The sequence below is a fragment of the Enterococcus moraviensis ATCC BAA-383 genome, assembly GCF_000407445.1.
In the GTDB taxonomy this organism is placed as follows: Bacteria; Bacillota; Bacilli; order Lactobacillales; family Enterococcaceae; genus Enterococcus_L; species Enterococcus_L moraviensis.
Genome location: NZ_ASWB01000002.1, coordinates 801491 through 819141, shown reverse-complemented (window position 1 = coordinate 819141; position 17651 = coordinate 801491). Strand labels below are relative to the sequence as shown.

The 17651-nt window shown below is 34.4% G+C and carries 18 protein-coding genes and 1 other RNA gene; 8 read left to right on the top strand and 11 right to left on the bottom strand.

All coding sequences use genetic code 11. The features are described from left to right. Positions 1 to 48 precede the first annotated feature (48 nt). The 3 genes from I586_RS09810 to tadA all read right to left on the bottom strand — a co-directional run bounded on the left by I586_RS09810 (position 49) and on the right by tadA (position 2170). The gene (locus tag I586_RS09810) at positions 49 to 1296 is read right to left on the bottom strand and encodes an acyltransferase family protein (protein ID WP_010765287.1); all 1248 of its coding nucleotides are present in this window, start codon (positions 1294 to 1296) and stop codon (positions 49 to 51) included. Positions 1297 to 1513: 217 nt separating this feature from the next. Beyond that, an RNA gene (gene ffs / locus I586_RS17115) (signal recognition particle sRNA small type) lies at positions 1514 to 1600 on the bottom strand. A gap of 39 nt (positions 1601 to 1639) precedes the next feature. Beyond that, positions 1640 to 2170 carry a tRNA adenosine(34) deaminase TadA gene (gene tadA / locus I586_RS09805; RefSeq protein WP_034702171.1) on the bottom strand — a complete coding sequence of 177 codons (531 nt, stop codon included), beginning with the start codon at positions 2168 to 2170 and terminating at the stop codon, positions 1640 to 1642. Between the two features lie 51 nt (positions 2171 to 2221). On the opposite strand from tadA, the gene I586_RS09800 reads away from it, so the two are divergent. Further along, the gene (locus I586_RS09800) at positions 2222 to 3076 is read left to right on the top strand and encodes a helix-turn-helix domain-containing protein (protein WP_010765289.1); all 855 of its coding nucleotides are present in this window, start codon (positions 2222 to 2224) and stop codon (positions 3074 to 3076) included. A 40-nt stretch (positions 3077 to 3116) separates the two neighbouring features. Here I586_RS09800 and I586_RS09795 read toward each other — a convergent pair whose 3' ends face one another. Continuing rightward, positions 3117 to 3452 carry a hypothetical protein gene (locus I586_RS09795; RefSeq protein ID WP_010765290.1) on the bottom strand — a complete coding sequence of 112 codons (336 nt, stop codon included), beginning with the start codon at positions 3450 to 3452 and terminating at the stop codon, positions 3117 to 3119. Positions 3453 to 3535: 83 nt separating this feature from the next. Then, the gene (locus I586_RS09790; protein ID WP_034702168.1) at positions 3536 to 4240 is read right to left on the bottom strand and encodes a zinc metallopeptidase; all 705 of its coding nucleotides are present in this window, start codon (positions 4238 to 4240) and stop codon (positions 3536 to 3538) included. Between the two features lie 190 nt (positions 4241 to 4430). Between I586_RS09790 and I586_RS09785 the strand changes: the two genes are divergently transcribed. After that, a complete protein-coding gene (locus tag I586_RS09785; RefSeq protein WP_244147880.1) occupies positions 4431 to 4778 on the top strand; it encodes a YxeA family protein in 348 nt (115 codons plus the stop codon). Between the two features lie 43 nt (positions 4779 to 4821). On the opposite strand, the gene I586_RS09780 is transcribed toward I586_RS09785, so the two are convergent. Continuing rightward, entirely contained in the window at positions 4822 to 5826 is a 1005-nt protein-coding gene (locus I586_RS09780) for a nucleoid-associated protein (protein ID WP_010765293.1), read from the bottom strand. Between the two features lie 133 nt (positions 5827 to 5959). Next, complete coding sequence (gene treP, locus I586_RS09775; protein WP_010765294.1) at positions 5960 to 7429, bottom strand: PTS system trehalose-specific EIIBC component; 1470 nt, start codon at positions 7427 to 7429, stop codon at positions 5960 to 5962. Between the two features lie 274 nt (positions 7430 to 7703). On the opposite strand from treP, the gene I586_RS09770 reads away from it, so the two are divergent. Next, a complete protein-coding gene (locus I586_RS09770) occupies positions 7704 to 9068 on the top strand; it encodes a TrkH family potassium uptake protein (protein ID WP_010765295.1) in 1365 nt (454 codons plus the stop codon). A gap of 571 nt (positions 9069 to 9639) precedes the next feature. Here I586_RS09770 and I586_RS09765 read toward each other — a convergent pair. The 3 genes from I586_RS09765 to I586_RS09755 form a co-directional block, all read right to left on the bottom strand. After that, complete coding sequence (locus tag I586_RS09765; RefSeq protein ID WP_010765296.1) at positions 9640 to 9840, bottom strand: cold-shock protein; 201 nt, start codon at positions 9838 to 9840, stop codon at positions 9640 to 9642. 398 nt (positions 9841 to 10238) lie between these two features. Continuing rightward, a complete protein-coding gene (locus I586_RS09760) occupies positions 10239 to 10742 on the bottom strand; it encodes an LURP-one-related family protein (RefSeq protein WP_010765297.1) in 504 nt (167 codons plus the stop codon). 15 nt (positions 10743 to 10757) lie between these two features. Then, entirely contained in the window at positions 10758 to 11648 is an 891-nt protein-coding gene (locus tag I586_RS09755; RefSeq protein WP_010765298.1) for a DUF5067 domain-containing protein, read from the bottom strand. Between the two features lie 188 nt (positions 11649 to 11836). Between I586_RS09755 and I586_RS09750 the strand changes: the two genes are divergently transcribed. Both I586_RS09750 and I586_RS09745 read left to right on the top strand, forming a co-directional pair. Next, positions 11837 to 12205 (top strand): BlaI/MecI/CopY family transcriptional regulator, encoded by a 369-nt coding sequence (locus I586_RS09750; protein WP_010765299.1) that lies wholly within the window; start codon positions 11837 to 11839, stop codon positions 12203 to 12205. Beyond that, on the top strand, positions 12202 to 13302 hold the full coding sequence (locus I586_RS09745; protein WP_010765300.1) for a M56 family metallopeptidase: 1101 nt from the start codon (positions 12202 to 12204) through the stop codon (positions 13300 to 13302). Before I586_RS09750 ends, I586_RS09745 begins: the two co-directional genes overlap by 4 nt. A 72-nt stretch (positions 13303 to 13374) precedes the next feature. Here the strand turns inward: I586_RS09745 and lepA are convergent, their stop codons facing one another. Further along, positions 13375 to 15210, bottom strand: coding sequence for a translation elongation factor 4 (gene lepA / locus I586_RS09740; protein WP_010765301.1), 1836 nt, complete (start codon positions 15208 to 15210; stop codon positions 13375 to 13377). 412 nt (positions 15211 to 15622) lie between these two features. Here lepA and I586_RS09735 point away from each other — a divergent pair, with 412 nt between their 5' ends. Genes I586_RS09735 through I586_RS09725 form a run of 3 tightly spaced genes read left to right on the top strand, consistent with a single transcriptional unit; the run spans position 15623 to position 17625 of the window. Beyond that, complete coding sequence (locus tag I586_RS09735; protein ID WP_010765302.1) at positions 15623 to 16843, top strand: GNAT family N-acetyltransferase; 1221 nt, start codon at positions 15623 to 15625, stop codon at positions 16841 to 16843. 36 nt (positions 16844 to 16879) lie between these two features. Continuing rightward, positions 16880 to 17116 (top strand): DUF7662 domain-containing protein, encoded by a 237-nt coding sequence (locus tag I586_RS09730; RefSeq protein ID WP_010765303.1) that lies wholly within the window; start codon positions 16880 to 16882, stop codon positions 17114 to 17116. A 29-nt stretch (positions 17117 to 17145) separates the two neighbouring features. Continuing rightward, complete coding sequence (locus tag I586_RS09725; protein ID WP_010765304.1) at positions 17146 to 17625, top strand: nucleoside 2-deoxyribosyltransferase; 480 nt, start codon at positions 17146 to 17148, stop codon at positions 17623 to 17625. The last annotated feature ends 26 nt before the right edge of the window (positions 17626 to 17651 follow it).

Here is a 17651-nt window from a genome sequence, read left to right as displayed (position 1 = left end):
ATAGACTGTATAAGAGCTGTAGTATAAAATCTTTTCTTATTTAAAGACTTATTCCAATCTTCTTTTCATGCCTATAAAATCATTATAAAAAAGACTTTTAATCACTTTATTAATAAACTTGATAAAAATCTCGCATAAAATCCCCAGTGCAAAAATCACTACTATTAGTATCAGCATGTAAAATAGACCTAATTTGACTCCTCTATCTTCAAAAACTTGACTGATATTTAGATAATCTTTTAGGTTAATCCAACTTTCTGCATTATCTATTGGAACAACTGAGCCTTTGCCAGGGTTATCGCTCAAGACTTTCGTTGAAACATCTTTTAATATACCTAATCTATTGGGTAACGGAATTCCTTTAAATTGGATCCCTCTAAAAAAAGAAGACTCATGTAAAAGATAGACGGTAAATGTAGTAGCTGATATAGCATTGATCAGTCTGTTATTCCCTAACTTTAAGCGACTAACAAGCTCAAAAATACTAACACTACATAGCGTAAAGAGGATACTTGGAGAACGTAACACATTTGTAAACGGAGACCTTGCAAATTGCATACTAGGATCCTTATAAAAATCTCTCATACTTATATTTAAATTTACTTTATACTGAATCACTTGAATAAAGAAAAAAGCCAATAGACAAATGATCAGGGTGGTCGCTTTTACATCTTTTAATGGATCATATAGCCGAATAAAACCACCTATAGAATATACTAGAATCCCAATCGCAAAATTTTGTACTTTTAAATTTGTAAGAATATTAAAAAATTCGGTAAAACTTAAAAGTAACGTAACGACCAAAAGGAAATTCAGATAATTTCTTTTGGTCAACCCAGCAAGGAAGTCATTCAAGACGTATTTGGCAAACACAATAATAAAAATATAATATCCGATAAACCACCAACCATTTAATGCCATGTGAATATTAGAATTCGACGACACTGGCATATCAAATCGATCAAATACAAATGAAAGACCCAATAAAATAATTGCTAAAAAATAAGAACGATTCAATAACTTGATTCCTGGTTTCACAACATTGATATTTTTTTTACTAATCAAAAAATATCCAGTTATTAAAATAAATAAGGTATTTCCAATTTGGCCAAAAGTATAAATAATTTGAATTGTCTCTAAATGATAAAAATTAGAACCATCTTCAGGATTAACTAATGCGAATCTATTATAATCCATATGATGTAATACTAAATGGTACGCAATAATCCCTACCATAGCTACTATTCTCAAGAGTTCAAAATTCGACTCACGCGTTTTTTTTACGTTCCCTTCCATATGCATCTCCCTCAAACAAAAATACCACTTAATCATTGTTGATTATAACATACCAAAAACGTAAAATCTATTTCTAATAGAATTCTTTACCTAACACTAATTAGCGTCCAAGAAGAGGAATTGACCAGTTCAGCCCCCCATAGGATCTCGATTTATCTTATTCGCCTTCTTCGTTTTTTGGCAAATAAAAAACAGACTCGGAAGTCTGTTGTAAACTATTTCAATCAGACACATGGCGGCACCTACTTAGTGCTGCTTCCTTCCGGATCTGACACGCTTCGTAAGCCCACCATTGTCCTAGCCTTTCGGCAAGATTTAGTATACCGCATTTTTAAGTGCTTGGCTAGTCTTTCTTTTGATTTTTTAAAAGTTTCTTTTCTTCTCTAAGTTTTTTAAAGAAATTGGAAAGTAACTCGCCACATTCGTTTTCCAAAATGCCTGATTCTACATAAGCCACATGATTAAAGCGTTCGTCTTCCAATAAGTTCATTAACGTTCCCGCGGTCCCACCTTTAGGATCGTTTGCTCCATAGTATACCTCATTGACTCTAGAAAGGATCATTGCACCACTACACATTGGACAAGGCTCTAATGTAACAAAGAGTTGGGCACGTTCTAAGCGCCAGTTTTCAATTGCTGCACAGGCTTCTCTAATGGCATACATTTCTGCGTGAGCACTGGCATCTTGGCTTTGTTCTCTCAAATTATGCCCGCGACCAATGATTTGTCCATCTAACACGACAATTGCACCAATGGGAACTTCGTTCATTCCCTCTGCTATTTTCGCTTCTTTGATAGCCTCTAGCATAAATTTTTCTTTTTCTTCTATTGTTAGACTACTCGTCTTTTCATTCAAGCGATTTCCGCCTTTCATTCTTTATACTTTTGTCTTATTCATGGTACAATAAATCAGTGAGGTGTGTCTATGACAATTGAAGAATTACTTGAATTGTATCCTACAGGGAAAATTCAGCAAACAAAAGCAACAAACGAAGCTCTGTCACTACCAATTGATGGGCGCTATTTTATTCTTGATAAAAAAGAATTACAGGAAACTGAAATCCGTTTATTAGATTCACTATTCCCTTCCAAAGAATATTTCGTAGATCAAAAAAAACATCCTTGGTTCCGTTACTTATTTGATCAAACGCCGATTGACATTGAAGGTAGTTTTCGTATTCTGCAGTTTCAAATCAAAAAACCGAAAGCATTTTTGCAATCCGAATGGGAAAATAGTATTCATGACATCTTTCCTAATTTAGATGACTTCTTTTTCACAAGTGAAAATGATGGCGCTTTAATTGAAAAATACGCTAAAAATCATTTTAACTTAGAAGAATTACAAAGTATATTTTTAACATTGGATGCTGATTTTGATTCTTCGACAACCGTTTTTGTTGGAAACTATTTCTCAGCCAATGAACAATTGCCGTTATTATTCCAAGAAGAACAGCATATTTTTAAAACTGAAGCCGAAACTATACGCGGAAAATCAACATTTTCTTTGACTGATGTCGCATTGCATTACTTTACAAGCGACGCTATGAATCGAAGTAACATCATTCAAAATTTCTCTAAAAAACTTGTTTTAACAGCTGAAATTCAACAAATCGTTCTTGCTCTTTGGCACAATCAAGGAAATATCAGTTCAGCGGCTAAAGCTTTATACATGCATCGTAATACGCTTCATTATCGAATCGAAAAATTTTATGAGCAAACCGGTCTATCCTTAAAACGAATGGATGATCTTGTATTTTGCTATTTACTGATCACGAAATAAAAAAAGCAGACAAGACATCTTAACGATGCTTGTCTCCTTTTTACATCATTTCTTCAACGAAATTAACGAAACGGTCTTTTAAATTCTCTGTATTATCTTTTAAAGATTCTCCGTAAGAAGAGATTTTTTTTCTGCCGTCTTTGACTTTGCCTAAAACAGTCATCATAGAATCAAGCTCATCATCAGATAAATCATCGACAATCCCCAGCAATTTTTCATTACCGCCGAATTTATCGTTCACAAATTTTTTCGCTTTGAAGCGATTTGAAACGTGATATACTTTTTTGACGATTTTCTCAGAGGCAATTACCGCTACTGATACACCTGCTACTGCAGCAATACTTAGACCAATACTAATTTTTGTTGATGTTTTCATTCTTTTCAGCTCCTTCTTACTCTCTATTCTTATGATAACATACTCTTAAAAATTGAGGTAATAAAACAAAATATTCGCTACTTTTAATCGCGGCGATTGTTTCCACCAAATAAAATAATTAAACGAAGCAATTGTAAAAAAGTAGCTAAAGCTGCTGCTACGTATGTCAATGCGGCCGCAAATAGAACTTTTCTAGCCATCGGCACTTCTTCTTCTGTTAAAATATTGCCATCAGATAAAATTTTCAAGGCTCTGCGTGATGCATTAAATTCCACTGGCAAAGTAACTAGTTGAAAAAGCAACGCCAATGAAAAGGCAAATATCCCAATATTGATTAAGGTTTGATTCCAGCTAAATAATACACCAATCAAAATAATTGGAAACGATAACGCAGAACCAAAATTTGCGACTGGAACAATCGCAGCACGGATTTTTAAAGGACTGTATCCAGTATGGTCTTGTACGGCATGCCCACATTCATGCGCTGCAACACCGATTGCTGCAACAGATGTTGATTGAGCCGTTGCTTCGGATAAACTTAATATTTTAGTACCAGAATTGTAATTATCTGTTAAATCACCCGCAATTTGTTGGACGCCAACATTGTTGATTTGTTCTTGTTGCAAAATATATTGTGCTGCTTTTGTCCCTGTTACATTGTTTTGACTTCTAATTTTATCATATTTTTTAAACGTACTATTCACGTAAGCTGATGCAGCCATTGAAATCAACAAGCCTACAATGACTAAGATATACGTTGGATCAAATATTGCATAAAAAGGCATCATTCTTCATTCCCCCTACTCTTTTTTATATTGTATCATGAGTTTCTAAAAAAAGTGTAACTATACCTTGACGAATTTATGAACTCTTCAATTGCGTCTCTAACAAAACTGTCACATTATTTTAAGCTAATTCTATGGCATCTTTCTTAAAAAAAAGGCATACTACAATCAAGAGGTGACGATATTGAAAAAAATGCTATTTTTTATCCTTCCATTCATTCTTTTAACTGCAGGTGTCTGGTTTGGGTATGATTATTATTATGGTGGTAAAGATTATTATACGCGTGTTGGAGCGCCCGATGAAGTGAAAGCTGGAAAGTTTTCTAATGGCGAAAAATATACGGAATACATATACACACAAAACGCTTTTAATAGTAAGGGTGAAAAGACCGTTCAAAAAACACATGAAATAAGAGATGCACCATTGCGGATCAATGCCTATTTGAAATTAAAGGTCAATCCTAGAAAAGGCGTACTTAGTTGGGAAGAAGTTTCCGAAAAAGATATCCCAAAACAGGCGCTAGCAAAAATGGATAAATGATCATCATAAAAAACCCCTTCATCAAGTTGATGAAGGGGTTTTACTATAACTGATTACTGATTTTTTCGATATTTTTCAAAACAATCGATACCGTTCCATCAGGATTATTGACAAATTCAATCAAATCACCATTTCGATAAACCTCAATCGGTACAATCAATTCTATGCCGTTACTCATTTTCAATTTTTGTTTACCAAATTTCTTCTCTGATATTTCTCTGGCCTCACGAACTGGTGGTGTTTTGTCTACGAATTTTGATTCGTTGACCTCTTCTTGATACGCCATCCGAGCAGAAATATTCTCTTTAAACACTAATTCCGCGACTTGTTCGTTGTCGATTGTCCCAGTCTCTTCAATACTTTCATATACAGCTTCTTTTACCGAGGCAATCAACTCAAATTCATCCTCATTGAATTTTTTCCCAATTCTTTTCACTGCTTTTTTTATTTCTTTCATATTCTCTTCAATCGACGGTGCAGGTTGTGACTCGATGACTTTTTCTGAGAAATACCACACTTTTTCACCTGAAAACTCATAACGCTTTTCTAGCAATTCATAAGCTAGCGTGTCTAAGTTCACAGTCATTCCTTCATCAGGTTTCTGTGTTTTCGAAGGTAAAATAGCTCTATTGATAATCAATTTATTGTATACTGCTTCATCTTCATAATCTACATAATGCGTATAGCTTTCTTTGTAGTTTAGTTTGATCATAGCTAAATGCATCACCGTATCTAATTCATATAAAATAAAAAGAACATCCGCACTTGGCGCATCTTCACTACCTGAGTAGACATCATACCAATGTTGTGCTAACTGCTGACTTTTTTGAACAAAGTCATTTGGAATTCCTCGCATTTTATCAACAAATGCACTTTCTTCAGCTAAAATCCCTGTTTTGGTTTGGGCTGTCGAAAGCTTCGTAATTTTACTAGTTAAATAAACACGAATATATTCTGTCGTTAAATCTAGTTCTTTTGCTGAAAATACCGGCGTTCCGGTTTCACGATCAATGATGTGTAAAATTGCACTTTTTAAATAAATATCCATCTGTCATTCTCCTTTTAGTAAGCCCTATTTAGTCTACCTGAAAGAGGCCAAAAAGCCAACTATTTTATGAATAAAAAAGGATTAGGACATTTCTGTCCCAACCCCTGTACAACTTACATCGATTCAGTTTTTCTTATTGATTTTCTTCTACAAATAATTTTCCTGTTGCTTCATCGACAGGATCAAGTTTATTGAAAATACCTTTTACTCTAAAAATGTACGTCAACACAAATGGTACAACTACAGCGATGAGCATTGCTCCTAAAAATGGTACATAATATTGTGGAACGATGGATAAGATACCTGGAAGTCCTCCTACACCAATACTGATTGCTTTAACATCAAATAGTGTAGAAAATAGTCCTGCGCATGCAGACCCAATCATTCCAGCAACAAAAGGATAAATGTATTTCAAATTAATCCCAAACATCGCTGGCTCTGTAACTCCTAAGTAACAAGAAATCATCGCTGGAATCGATACTTGTTCTTCTTCTTTATTTCCTCTATGCATAAAAACAACTGCCAAAACAGCAGATCCTTGCGCAATATTAGACAAGGCAATCATCGGCCATAAATTTGTTGATTGAAAATCGGCAATCAATTGTAGATCGATCGCATTCGTCATGTGATGCAGACCGGTAATCACTAATGGCGCATACATAAAACCAAATACAGCACCAAACAACCAATTAAGTGACGATGTTAAACCGGCATTCACGATATCTGAAATCCAACTTCCAATAGCCCAGCCAATTGGACCTAAAATTACATGAGCTGCCAAGACTGTTGGAACTAAAGCAAATAATGGGACAAAAATCATTGAAACGGCTTGTGGTATAACTTTTCTGAAAAATATTTCTAAATAAGCAAGTAAAAATCCTGCCAACATTGCTGGAATAACTTGGGCTTGGTATCCAATCATATTCACATGAGCAAAACCAAAATCCCAAAACGGAATATCCGCTGCTGCAGTACTTGCAACAGAATAAGCATTTAATAATTGCGGTGAAACTAATGTAATCCCTAAAACAATCCCTAGAATTTGAGTTGTTCCCATCTTCTTAGTGATACTCCATGTAATACCAACTGGCAAGAATTGGAAAATAGCCTCACCGATCAACCATAGAAACGAATTTACGCCACTCCAAAATTGCGAAACCTCAACAATTTTCTGACCATCTAAAAAGCCAAATGGAATCCCTTCCAAGACATTGCGAAATCCTAGAATCAATCCTCCAATAACTAAGGCAGGTATCAGCGGTGTAAAAATTTCAGCTAAAACCGAAATTGCTCGTTGTACTGGATTAAGATTTTGTTTTGCGGCCGCTTTCCCTTGTTCTTTGGAAACGCCTTCAAGTCCAGAAATAGCAGAAAACTCATTATAAAATTGCGGAACCTCATTTCCGATAATTACTTGAAATTGCCCTGCATTTGTAAATGTCCCTTTGACCGCAGGAATTTTTTCAATTGCTGTTGTATCAGCTTTACTTGGATCATTTAAAACAAAACGCATGCGTGTAGCGCAATGTGAAACGGCGGCTATATTCTCTTTTCCCCCTACATCTTCTAACAGTGCTTTTGCATCTTCTTGAAACTTACCCATTTCCTTTGCTCCTCTCTTTTTAACTTGTATATACAATTCAGCTGTATTTGTATAATACTTTATTATTTAAAATTTTACAAGCGTTTTCTTTTTAAAACAAAAAATTTTTTTTGCTTTTAATTTAGACTCTAATTCCAAATCTTTCTATCTTTAAACTAAAACGAAAAGATCCTTTTTCAAATTACTGGAAATTATTCTACAAAATGGTACACTTGGATTTATAAAATAAAAAAATAAAACTGTTTTTTTGACAGTTTTTATAACAGAGGAAAAGATGAAAAAAAATAAAATCGCAAATAAAATAAAAAAACGGTTATCTGCTGTTCAAGTTTTGGCTTTAGGATTTATTGTGTTGATTTTCGTTGGGGGAACACTTTTATCTTTACCGATTTTTTCACGTAGCGGTACTGCAACACCATTTATCGACGCCTTATTTACAGCCGTCTCTGCTGTTTGTGTAACAGGCTTAACAACGCTGAATACGGCTTTACATTGGAATGCGTATGGTCAATTGATCATTATGATTTTGATTGAAATCGGCGGTTTAGGTTTTATGACAATGCCTGTAATTTTGTATTTTATTTTACGAAAAAAAATTACTTTGAGCACTCGTATATTGTTGCGAGAAGCGCTTAATTTAGATGATATGTCTGGCGCTTTCCGTTTGATGATGTATGTTGTTAAGTTAGCAACCTTGATTCAACTAGCTGGAGCTATTTTACTTTCAATTGAATTTGTTCCTGAATTTGGTTGGAGAAAAGGCCTTTTCTATGGTCTTTTCCATTCCATCTCAAGTTTCTGTAATGCTGGCTTTGATTTATTGGGTGACAGTTTGACCCCTTACCAAGCGAAACCGTATGTTTTACTTGTTGTTGCGGCTTTAATTATTTCTGGTGGGCTAGGCTTTATTGTTTGGCAAGATTTACTACAGTTTAAAGAGCGACGAAAGTTTTCCCTACACACAAAAATTGCATTGATCACTACTGGATCGCTATTGCTTGGTGCATTTATCATTTTTTTCCTTACAGAACATAACGCTGCTGATTTAACAACTGGAACGAATTTTTTCGACCGTCTAGCGAATACTTTCTTCATGTCAGTCACACCGCGAACGGCAGGTTATTACTCAATTGATTATATGCAAATGACGAACGCAGGATTGATCACAACCATTTTCTTGATGTATGTTGGTGGTACATCAGGATCAACTGCCGGCGGGCTTAAAACAACAACATTTGCTGTATTGGTTATTCAGATCGTATCTATTTTCAAAGGCCGTACACGAGCTGAATTTCAAGGCAGAACGATTCGAAACAGCACAGTTTTTCGTGCGTTGACGTTGTTTTTTATTACATTGACCTTATGTGTAGTTTCAATTATGCTTTTAACGATTACTGAAAATATTCCAGAATCGTCTGGCATAGAATATGTTGCCTTTGAGGTATTTTCGGCTTTCGGCACAGTGGGACTGACAATGGGCTTAACACCTGATTTAACTGATATAGGCAAAATTATTATTATGTTATTGATGTATATTGGGCGTGTGGGCATTTATACTGTTGGTTTTTCATTATTAACAAGAAATCAAAAACAACAAGCTAAATTTAAATACCCTGAGGAAAGTGTTATGATTGGATGATAGTCAACATAAAAAAAGAGCCTGGGACATAACTAAAATAGTTATGTTTCAGGCTCTTAGTATTCGAATAAACGGTGAGCTCAGAAGTAACTACTACACTTTTCTTCGATCAAATCAAACCTAAGTGCTAAAGCACTAAGATTTGAAGGCTTCTTATCTTTTTTGCTAACAAAAAAATCCCACCTTCTAATGAAGATGGGAAAAGGAGTTTTACTCTAAAAGAGTAAAATGAAAAAATAAAAAGGGTTGTTGTTGGTATGAATTTATAATACTATTTTTTAAAATAATAATCAAATAATAAGCTCTTTTAAATACAACAAAGAAAAATAAACATTATAATTTTCATCAAAAAATCCCATCCTCTAACGAGAATGGGAAAAGGAGTTTTACTCTAAAAGAGTAAAATGAAAAAATAAAAAGGGTTGTTGTTGGTATGAATTCATATTAACTTCAAATAAAAAAAATATCAACTAATAACCCTCGAAAAGTCGAAACTTTTTTTATTCAATATATTCCAAAAAAATAGAAAAAAGCGATCCAATAATTATTGGATCGCTTCTGAAGTCTTCAATTAGTTTTTAACGATGTTTACTGCTTGTGGTCCACGTTGACCTTCTTCAACATCAAATGATACGCTTTGGCCTTCATCTAATGTTTTGAATCCGTCACCTTGGATTGCTGAAAAATGTGCAAACAAATCAGTTCCGTTATCTTGAGTGATAAAACCAAAACCTTTATCTGAGTTAAACCATTTCACTGTACCTGTATTCATAATTATGTTCCTCCTAGTGCTTTTAGCACGATTAATTTTTTGCAATACCTTTGTGATAAAAAAAAGAGGAATTAAAACACCCTTACGAATGAAATGACCTATTAATTTAAATTACAATTATACTACATTTCTTATTATACGATGTTGTACTATGGATGTATAGCTATTTCTTCATTTATGAGAAAACACTAATATTGTAATTACTTTAGGAAAAAGAAAAACCCACCTCTGTTGAGATGGGTTAAGGATAGTTATTTGTTAAGGTATTGATTTTTCAGACTTACTAAGTCTACTATAAAATACACGTGCATGCAATCACATATTTATTTTATTTAAGTCCATTTTCTTTCATTCACGCTTCGTTTCATACCTAGCATAAAAATAAGATTTCTACTCTTTTAGCGTTTCGTATAGTAAATACGATCTAACGCGATTGTTGTTAATAGAAATGCTTTTTGATCTTGTGCATCATCAATTTCAATGTGGTATTCATCTCCACCTAAGGTCAATTTTCTTTTATCGATATCACAAAGAATTTTATCATCTAACGTAAACTGATGACTACCTGTCATGCCATATCCAAGTTTTACTTCCCCGATGGGTGATTCTATATTAAACTTGTAACTAAAAATATTTAAAGAACGAGACATAGAGACAACTTTCTCTTCTTGAACTAAAATATGGTATTTTTTGAAATTGTATCGTAGGAATGAACCGATAATACTTAAAAAGTTGACATTCGTCTCACATTTCGCTAGTGTCTGATCTTCTAGATCCGTTATTTCAAAACGCTCTCTACCAAGAAAACTTCCTTTGACTTTATATAATGGACTACCTGATCCATCTAAGATTTCGTATGTCGGTTTTAGTGCTACCAACTTTTGTTTAATAATATATTTCATCTAAAAACTCCCTTTTTAAATTTCATCTACTATAGCGATTTCTGTGCAGTTTAATAAATTATATTCATCATCATAGACATACAAGCGAACAGGATTGTCCGTATCAATTAATTTAAACGCCTCATAATAAGGCATTTCTTCACCAGCCTCTAACGTATCTCGATTAAGCGCTTTCGAATCTAATTTTTCATTATTTGAATCTAAGATCGTCGTTTGTAAAACCTCGTTATTCTGCTTAAAAACAACATACGTTTTCACTGGCGAGTCCGCCATATATTTTCTTTTATTTTTGAAATTATAATAGACTACTAAACTAGGTTCCTTATACACATCCGTTATAATGTCCGTATTTGTAAATTCTATTTTATAATGCATGGTCTCAACTACTTTACTCTCTGGAATATCTTTATTTTTCAAAGATAGTATCTCAATAGATTTTGCTTCAACATCTAATAAATCAAGCCGCTCATTATTGAAACTCGTATATAAATAGCCAATTGGGCTTCCTTTAATTCGAATAATATCACCATGTTTCGGCCAGTCTTCCTTTTTGATAGCCGATAGATTCAGATAGATTGGTGTCTGTTGATTTCGCATCAAAAATACTGAAATATACCACTCCCCATTCAATGTTTCATCTTTAGACTCAACTTGTCGCGCCTCCCCTTTTGCTTTTGCAACAAAACTGATTTGCCGTTCAAATTGATCTGAGTGTTTTAGCATCTTAGGGGACATAACGTTACCAGCTAATTCTCTATACAGGTTATCTAAGTCATCAGAATTTACATTTGAGTTGACCTTTTCATCGTTTGGTATAGATTTTGTTTCATTCTTGGCTATTGAACATGCACTTAAAAAAGCCAAGCCGATCAGAAGAAACAATCCAAACAAATGTCTTCTTTTCACATAGTTTCTCCTTTTTATTTTCATTTTTAGATGTAAATGCATTGCTGATTAGGATCGTTTGAAAGTACTTTCTTTTTATACCTACATCATGTAGTTATATTATCATGTACTTTTCTCTTTTGTCAATAGTCGTGTTATAATAATATTCTTAGAAAATATTGTTACTAAATGGTAGGAGTTGTATAACTGTGAAAATATCTGATTCAGAATTAGAAATATTAAGAGTGATTTGGGCCCATAATGGACGCATGATGTTTTCTGAAATTGTTGATGAAATACATGCACTAGGATTTGAATGGAAAAATAATACGATCCTAACGTTCCTTGCTCGATTGTCAGAAAAAAAAATCTTAGACGTTCAAAAAAAAGGCAGACGAAACGAATATATTGCGCTCTTAACAGAAAAAGAGTATTTAGAACAAGAAACGAAAGACTTTGTAGGAAAATTTTATGAGGGAGAAGTAAAAGGATTGATTGCTACTTTGGTTGAAAATGAATTGATTTCAGATAAAGAAATTGAAGATTTGAAAGAATATTGGAGAAAAAATAAAGAATGAGAACTGAAAACATATTGAACCTACTTATTTCTCTCAGTATTTCTGGTTCAATTCTTTTTGGTATTTGGCGTTTCATTCGATTCTTCCTTAAAGAAAAATACTCAAGACGTTTGCAATATTATTTATTATTGGTTGTTTTATTGCGTTTTGTTTTACCCTTTTCTCCTAACGAAAGTATTGTTGGCAAACTTTTTTCGTCTATTGAATCGACCTCTTTTTATGAAATGATTTATGGTTCTCCAATCAAAAGAAATCCGACTATTTTTATTGGTGATAATGTGAGCTTTAACAATAATATCATCATTGGAAGTAAAGAACATATTTTTGCGCCATACATACTCTCTATTTGGCTTATCGTTGCATTGGGTTTGATGATTCGAAAACTCACTAAATACCAAAGTTTCACTAAATACGTCAAATCTGATTGGCAGCCAATCAATGATCCAGCTATACTTGATATTCTGGCGACTGTTTGTGAGGAAAAACGTGTGACAGCTGCAATCGATGCATATACGACGCCTCTTATTACTTCACCATTATTGTTGGGAGGAAAAAAGAATTACATTGTGTTGCCTCATGAACATTTATCTTATGAACAACTGTATAGTATTTTTTCTCATGAAATGACACATTATAAAAATAGAGACCTTCTTTATAAGTGGTTCATGCAGCTGATTTTATGTATTCATTGGTTTAATCCATTTGTTTATTTTATTGAAAAAGTCATGAATCAAGAATGTGAATACGCCTGTGATGAAGCAACGACCCAACATTTTACCAATGAGCAGCAATTCAACTATGGTGCTACATTGATCGATATGGCAAAACATTCTGGACGTTATAATGAGAAAGTGGCCTCGATCACACTTTATGAAAATACGAGTGAAATAAAAAATCGTTTAGAAGCCATGCTTTTATTCGAGAAAAGAAAAAAGCTTAGACGAACTCCAGCGATTCTATCGATTACTATTTTAGTTGTGATTGCCTTTTTCTTAGGTGCTTATACTACCAGACCTATCGAAAACCAAGAGGAAGATGTTCCTACAGACACAATAACACCGACACCAAATAAACCATTAGGTAGACACTTCTCATAACAACTAAAACTGAAATAATAATGATACGCATAAAAAATATCCGCCCAAGGTTGCTCGGGCGGATATTTTTCTCTATTTCTTCGGTTCGTCTTCATCCATTTTCAGAACTGCCATGAAGGCTTCTTGAGGAACTTCAACAGATCCGACTTGTTTCATACGTTTCTTACCATCTTTTTGTTTTTCTAATAACTTACGTTTACGAGAAATGTCTCCACCGTAACACTTAGCCAAAACATTTTTACGCAACGCTTTGATAGTGGAACGAGCAGTGATTTTTTGACCAATTGCTGCTTGGATTGGTACTTCGAATTGTTGGCGAGGAATTAATTTTTTTAATTTCTCAACAATCACTTTACCACGTTCAAACGCAAAATCTTTATGCACAATAAAGCTCAATGCATCGACTTTTTCGGAGTTTAATAAAATATCCATCTTCGATAAATTACTCTTACGATAACCGATCATTTCATAATCTAGTGAAGCATAGCCTTTTGTACCTGATTTTAAACGGTCAAAGAAATCATACACAATCTCAGACAACGGCATATCATAAATAACATTCACTCGATATTCGTCTAAATAATCCATTGTGACAAACTCACCACGTTTACGTTGAGAAATTTCCATTACGGCTCCAACGTATTCATTCGGTACCATAATTGTCGCTTTAACGTACGGTTCTTCAACAAAATCAACCGTACTTTGGTCTGGGAATTCAGCAGGATTATCCACGACGATTTTTGTTCCATCTGTTTTTGTGACATGATAGATCACCGATGGCGCTGTTGTAATCAAGTCAAGATTAAATTCTCGTTCTAAGCGTTCTTGAATAACATCCATGTGCAGTAAGCCTAAGAAACCACAGCGGTAACCAAAACCTAATGCTTGAGAAGATTCTGCTTCAAATTGCAATGCTGCATCATTTAATTGTAATTTTTCCAACGCTTCACGTAATTCTACATATCGAGAATTATCGATTGGGTAAAGTCCGCAATACACCATCGGATTCATTTTACGATATCCAGCCAATGCTTCTTTTGCAGGATTATTTGCTAAAGTTACGGTATCCCCTACTTGTGTATCACGAACGGTTTTGATTGCCGCTGTAATGTAGCCAACATCACCGACCATTAAGAAATCACGACTGATTGGTTTTGGTGAAAAAATACCTACTTCCGTCACTTCAAAGGTTTTATTGTTATTCATCATCATGATTTTATCCCCAGGTTTTACCACACCATCCATGATTCGGACATTTAAAATAACCCCACGATAACTATCATAGACTGAATCAAAAATCAACGCTTTTAATGGTGCTTCAAGATCACCCGTTGGTGCTGGAACAATATCTACGATTTGTTCTAAAATATCTTCGATCCCAATTCCTGCTTTAGCACTAGCTAGCACAGCATCACTAGCATCGATCCCAATCACATCTTCGATTTCCGTACGCACACGTTCCGGGTCTGCTGCTGGTAAATCGATTTTATTGATTACGGGAATGATTTCCAAGTCATTATCTAAAGCTAAATAAACGTTCGCTAACGTTTGGGCTTCGATTCCTTGCGCTGCATCGACCACCAAAATAGCTCCTTCACAGGCAGCTAAACTTCTTGAAACTTCATAGGTAAAATCCACATGTCCAGGAGTGTCGATTAAATGGAAAATATACTCTTCGCCATCTTTCGCTGTATAAGTTAACTCAACAGCATTCAGCTTGATCGTAATCCCACGCTCACGCTCCAAATCCATCGCGTCTAATAACTGGTCTTGCATTTCACGATCAGAAACCGTCTCTGTTTTTTGTAAAATTCGATCAGCAAGTGTTGATTTTCCATGGTCAATATGAGCAATAATGGAAAAGTTACGAATTTTTTCTTGTCTTTGCTTCATTTCATTTATATTCATTAATAGTCCTCATTTCTTTTATGAAAAGCTGAATGAGCTTGTGATTATGTTCAATCAGATAGTACTGGCTCATCGCTCAGATCATTTTCAATCAGCACTTTCCATTATAGCAAGATTTCCACTAGAATTAAAGAACTTTCATTTGTTTATCCTTGGCTTTTACGAATCTATTTCATTTATTAGAATTAGTCATAGTTATTCGTTACACCTTTGCTTTTCCTGACTTCCAAGATAAAAAATTTTGTGCTCCATCTAAAGTATCAGTTTCTTCATGATTTGGAATTAAAAAAAGAACGTAACCTACTCGTTTTCAGTTAAAAATCCGCCTTTACCATTTCTTAGTAAGCAAATACTCTATTTATTCCTATTTTTTTGATATACTGGAGGTAGAAAAACAATTGGAGATGGAAAAATGGACCAAAAAGAGTTCAGAGATAGTTTAGAATTAAAAGCTGTAGATGAAAAATATGTCGATCAATTCAATGAATTATTGAGTTATGTTTTTCAGTTTACAGAAGCAGATTTAGAAGAAAGTGGTTATGAAAGTAAAAAAGAATTGATCAAATCAAAACAACCTATTTTAGCGCAATCAAAAGTTTTTGGGTGGTTTCATGAGGAGCAACTTATTTCCCAAATTGCAATTTATCCTTGTGAAGTAAATATTCACGGGACACTTTTTAAAATGGGCGGTATTACTGGTGTTGGAACATACCCTGAGTATGCCAATCATGGTTTGATGCAAGATCTTATCCATCTTGCGCTAAAAAACATGCGGGAAGATAAACAGTGGATCTCCTATCTTTATCCATATAGTATTCCGTACTATAGAAGAAAAGGCTGGGAAATTATGTCTGATAAGTTGTCCTTTAAGATTCGTGATACGCAGTTGCCTAAACAAGTTCAGGTGCCTGGTATGGTAGAACGTGTCAGTGTGGACCATGAGGATGTTTTTACAGTTTATGCAAAATTCGCCCGCCAAAACCACGGCGCTTTGATTCGAAGTGAATTCAACTGGGAAGAATATTGGCGCTTTGAAAATGAAGATGAACGAACAGCTGCTGTTTATTATGGGGCAAATCAAGAACCTTTAGGTGTGCTTTTTTATTGGGTAGCCGAAGATGTATTCCACATCAAGGAAATGTTTTATATCAACCAAGAAGCACGTAATGGATTGTGGAATTTTATTTCTGCTCATTTTTCGATGATTGATTGGGCTGAAGGTGATATTTATAAAAATGAACCACTTGCCTTTTTATTAGACGATAGTCAAATAAAAGAAACGATCGAACCTTATTACATGGCAAGAATCGTCGATGTAAAAGAGATGTTGCAAGCTTATCCTTACGCCAGCACAGCAAAACCGTTTCATTTTGTCGTTAGTGATCCAGTTGCTGAATGGAATAATGGCGTGTTTAGCTTATTGTGGGATGAGGAAGATCAAGTTTCTGTCACAAATGAAGCATTGGGACAAGCGGTTCATATCGATATTCAAACATTGACTTGCTTGTTGATGAATTACCGTCGTCCCACATACCTACATCGAATTGAACGTTTAGAAACAGACAAAGAGACGCTGAATTCACTAGAGCGAATATTTCCTGATCAAGAAGCATACTTCAGCGATTATTTTTGATGGTATTCTAAATAAATGCTAAAAAAGGATGATTGAATGGATGATTTCGTTGTTATTCCAACTCTACTAGCTGACAAAAACAGTCTGCAATTATCATTTGCAGAAATAGAAGCAAATATGAAGCAAAATCATCTACTACCTGAACTAGCTAAAACGTATAGTGCCTGGTGGACAAAAAAAGAACATTCCTATTCAAGCGCTTGGACTGCCTATGGTTATCAAGTAGATACAGTTGATTTAGTAAATCAACGTGTCTTTTTCTCCAAAAAATAATAAGACAACATAAATTTAGAGGTGACGAAATGAAAATATACTTTGCTGGACCAATGTTTGCGAAGTCTGATTTGCTTTATAATGAACACTTAGTGAAACAAATTCGTGCATTAGAAGATTCAATTGAGGTCTATCTACCACAGGAAAATGGTGCAATCAACGATAAAACCGCCTATGCAGATAGCAAAATGATTGCCTTAGCTGATACCGAGAAAGTGCTTGAAAGTGATCTATTGGTCGCTGTACTTGATGGTATTACAATTGATGCGGGTGTAGCTTCTGAAATTGGTGTAGCGTATGCTAAAAATATTCCAATCATCGGATTGTATACTGATACTCGCCAACAAGGTTCGGACAATCAAAAAAAATTAGCTGCTTTAGGAACAACAGCTGAAAATCAATTCCACTATCTTAACCTATATACCGTTGGACTTGTAAAATTAAATGGGCGTATTGTTAGTGATGAAGATGATTTTTTAACCTTAATCAAGAAACAGTTAACTAGCTAATGTAGTTAGTTATCCTAAAAATAGAA